Genomic DNA, 3,288 nt, shown 5'->3' with positions numbered 1-3,288 from the left:
CCGAGATGGTCGCGCGAACAGGCGCTGCGATGAGCAACCCTGACAGGGCGATCACCAGCAATCCGCATATCCCCGGTCTTGTCGCGCTCATGGTCCAAACCTTCGGCCGGCAGGTCTCGCACCAGCAAGTCTGCCGAATGTTCGTAAAGAAATCGCGGCCGGCCTTGGGCACCGGCCGGCCGCGGAGCGTCGCTAGCGGGCTGTACCCGTCGCGGCGATCTAAGCGGTTCGGTCCTCTTTTGGGGCTGGTGAAAAAAGTGGCCCGCACCGCTCTACAAACAAAACCATACCGTATCGTTTTATTTTGGTCAACGAAGCGACCATCCTCTGCAGGGGACAAATCGCCGGTCTCACGGAAATGTCAGCGGGAGGGGCGGCGCCGTTGCGCGGGCTTCGGTGCGCCCTGGATGCGGTCCGCAGGACCGATCGCGCCGGCCAGGAACAGCTTGATCGCCGCGCGCATGCGCTTCTCGGCGGCCTTGAACTCCATCGGCGTGCCGAACGTCGCCATGCGGTGGGTGTGGCCGACCACAACGTCGAGGAACACTTCGGCCGCGATCGTGGTGTCGTCGACATCGAGCGCGCCTTGCGCCACCAGATGGTCGAAGAAGCGGGCGGTGGTCGCGACGGCCTTCAACCAGCCCTCTTCCTTGCCGAGCTTGGCGACGTCAGGGAAGTTGATGGCCTGCGACGTCATCATGCGGCTGAAGGCCATGGCGTCGGGACCGCAGGTGAAATTGAGCATCTCGCGCCCGATTTCCACGAGCCGCTGTTCGACCGGGATATCGGAGGCGCTGCTGAGCTGCGTTTCCGCCGCGGCCGACAGCGGCGCCAGCCAGCGCGCGATCTCGCGGCGGAGCACGGCGGCAAACAGGCCGCGCTTGTCGCCGTAACGGGAATAGACGGTGGGCTTGCTGACCCGCGCGGCCTCGGCCACCGCATCGAGCGAGGTTGCGTCAAAGCCGCGATCGAGGAACAGGCGGGTGGCGACCTCGATCAGCCGCTGATCGCGCTCGATCGCGGCGCTCTTGGTCGGCCGGCCGCCGCGCGATTTCGAAACCTCGCGTCGCGCCGTTGCTGTTTTTACCTTGGTCGCAGCCAATCCCATGCCCGGTGGTTCCTGCGCGTTCCCGACAGTGATCATTGCTCTATAACGCGCAGCAACCAAGGCGTCATGGCGAATCTGGCCGAATTGGCCGTGTCGTCAACGGTCTTCCGCCACCACCGTTCCGCGATGCGGATATCACGGCATCTGCGAGGTCCAGGCCTGGCCGCCGGCCGCTTTCTCGTAGCCGTACTGGTAGAGCGCCCGCATATAGCCGGTGTCGAAGCCTTCCGACGGCGGCGCCGGGTAGTCTCGCTCGATATAGGAGAGATGGAAGCCGAGGCGGTTGCGCTCTGCGAAATCGTAGGTCGACAGGATGATCGCGCGCGTCTGCGATTGCGTGATGGCGGACAGGCTGCGCGAGGCGACGTCGATCGTGCTGTTGGCGACCAGCTCGAAATTGCGCTCGATCTTCTTGTTGACGAGGATGTAGATGTCCATCTTCGCCTTGCCGGGCAGGCGTCCCTGCAACAGCAAGGCCTCGGGCAGCGTCAGCACCGGCGCCGTCACGCCGCCGTCGACGTGCATCTCCTGAAACTTGCGACCCTGGCCTTCGGCCTCGATCAGGATGGGCGGAAACACCAGGGGAATGCTGGCGGAGGCCGCCATCACGTCACGAAACAGTTTCAGCGCCTCGGGCGTGCCGACCGCGGCGATCTTGCCCATGTCCCAGATCGCGGTGCGCTGGGTGTCGAGATCGGTGGTGACCACCAAGAGCCGCCGGCCCTTGGCGCTCTCGCGCGCGACCTGCGCCATGAGCTCGGGTCCGACATAGCGCGCGACCAGCTCGCGCAGCCGCGTATTGCCGAACAGGCCGGAGCCGAACAGCACGCGGATGATGCTGGGATCGTTCAAGAGGCTCTCGGCGATGCCGCTGGTGTAAAGCTCGCGCAGCGTGTCGTCATATTGCGATCCGAGGAAGGCAAAGGGGGCAATCAGGCCGCCGGTGCTCACCCCTGATACGACGGAGAAGGTCGGACGGTTGCGTGCTGCGCTCCAGCCATTGAGCACACCGACGCCGTAGGCGCCGTCGGCGCCGCCGCCGGAGAGCGCCAGATAGGTTCGGCTTCCGGTCGCCCTGTCCTGCGCGAAGCTGAACTTGGTGATGGGCTCGTCGGCGTAGCGCCTGAGGCCCTCGATATCGAGCACGCGCGAATTGCTGGCATCGGCCGCCGTGTAGGGCGTGCGGGGAATCGAGGTGCAGGCGGCGAGTGTCAGGCTGCATGCCAGGACCAGGGCCCCGATCACGCGCTTGGTCCACCCGTCAGAGGCGGCGGACATGTCCGTCGAACATGTGGGGAGGGGCATCGGTCGGTGGCTGGCGATCACGCATCTGCGGCCGCAGGCCATGTGCCGCGGCGTCTCGTCCAACCCCGGCAGTAAAACTACACTGTATCGTTTTGTTCATCAAGCAGCCGGTGTCATCACGTCTGCGTCAACGCCGTGCCAGTCTGGGGCATCGTGCGGGTTGATCGGGCTCGCCCGACACGCAATAAGCACCGCCATGAATCTTCCCGATACCGGTCTACCCAATCATTTCGAGCTGCTGGCCACCGATGGCGCTGCGCGCACCGGCCGCCTGACCACGCCCCATGGCGTGGTGCGGACGCCTGCTTTCATGCCTGTCGGCACCGCCGGTGCCATGAAGGGCATGCACTGGCGCGAGGTGCGCGATGCCGGCGCCGATATCGTGCTCGGCAACACCTATCATCTGATGCTGCGTCCCGGCGCGGAGCGCATCCACGCGCTCGGCGGATTGCAGCGGTTCACCGGCTGGAACGGGCCGATGCTGACGGATTCCGGCGGCTTCCAGGTGATGTCGCTGGCGGACCTGCGCAAGGTCAGCGAGCACGCCGTCACGTTCCGCTCTCATATCGACGGCGCCAAGGTCGAACTGTCGCCGGAGCGCTCGATCGAGGTGCAGCGCTACCTCGGCTCCGACATTGCGATGCAGATGGACGAATGCGTGCGGCTGCCGGCCGAGCGCGACGACGTCGAGCGCGCGATGCGGCTGTCGCTGCGCTGGGCCGAACGCAGCAAGCGTGCCTTCGAGAGCGCGCCAGACGGCTACATGCTGTTCGGCATCGTCCAGGGCGGCGACGTGCCGGAACTGCGCCATGCGAGCGCGCAAGGCCTGGTCGAGATCGGCTTCCATGGCTATGCGATCGGCGGTCTTGCCGTGG

Annotated in this window: 3 protein-coding genes; 1 reads left to right on the top strand and 2 read right to left on the bottom strand. The window is 65.8% G+C overall.

Annotated features, from left to right (window positions below; all coding sequences use genetic code 11):
- Nucleotides 1–361 precede the first annotated feature (361 nt).
- Both AOQ71_RS32120 and AOQ71_RS32115 read right to left on the bottom strand, forming a co-directional pair.
- Complete coding sequence (locus tag AOQ71_RS32120; RefSeq protein ID WP_057756706.1) at nucleotides 362–1,108, bottom strand: TetR/AcrR family transcriptional regulator; 747 nt, start codon at nucleotides 1,106–1,108, stop codon at nucleotides 362–364.
- Nucleotides 1,109–1,243: 135 nt separating this feature from the next.
- Nucleotides 1,244–2,386: a patatin-like phospholipase family protein gene (locus AOQ71_RS32115; RefSeq protein WP_057755650.1), complete on the bottom strand. Its 1,143-nt coding sequence runs from the start codon at nucleotides 2,384–2,386 to the stop codon at nucleotides 1,244–1,246.
- 223 nt (nucleotides 2,387–2,609) lie between these two features.
- On the opposite strand from AOQ71_RS32115, the gene AOQ71_RS48925 reads away from it, so the two are divergent.
- Nucleotides 2,610–3,288, top strand: a 679-nt coding sequence (locus tag AOQ71_RS48925; protein WP_245317288.1) for a tRNA guanosine(34) transglycosylase Tgt, incomplete at its 3' end; no start/stop codon positions are given.

Origin of the sequence: Bradyrhizobium manausense, from assembly GCF_001440035.1 — a bacterium.
GTDB classification, from domain to species: Bacteria; Pseudomonadota; Alphaproteobacteria; order Rhizobiales; family Xanthobacteraceae; genus Bradyrhizobium; species Bradyrhizobium manausense.
The sequence above is the reverse complement of the archived record's forward strand: the minus strand, read 5'-3'. Positions and strand labels throughout refer to the sequence as shown.

Excerpts from the sequence above, each read along its gene's own strand:
- AOQ71_RS32120 (WP_057756706.1), bottom strand. The coding sequence starts at position 1,108 with ATGGGATTGGCTGCGACCAAGGTAAAAACAGCAACGGCGCGACGCGAG.
- AOQ71_RS32115 (WP_057755650.1), bottom strand. The coding sequence starts at position 2,386 with ATGTCCGCCGCCTCTGACGGGTGGACCAAGCGCGTGATCGGGGCCCTG.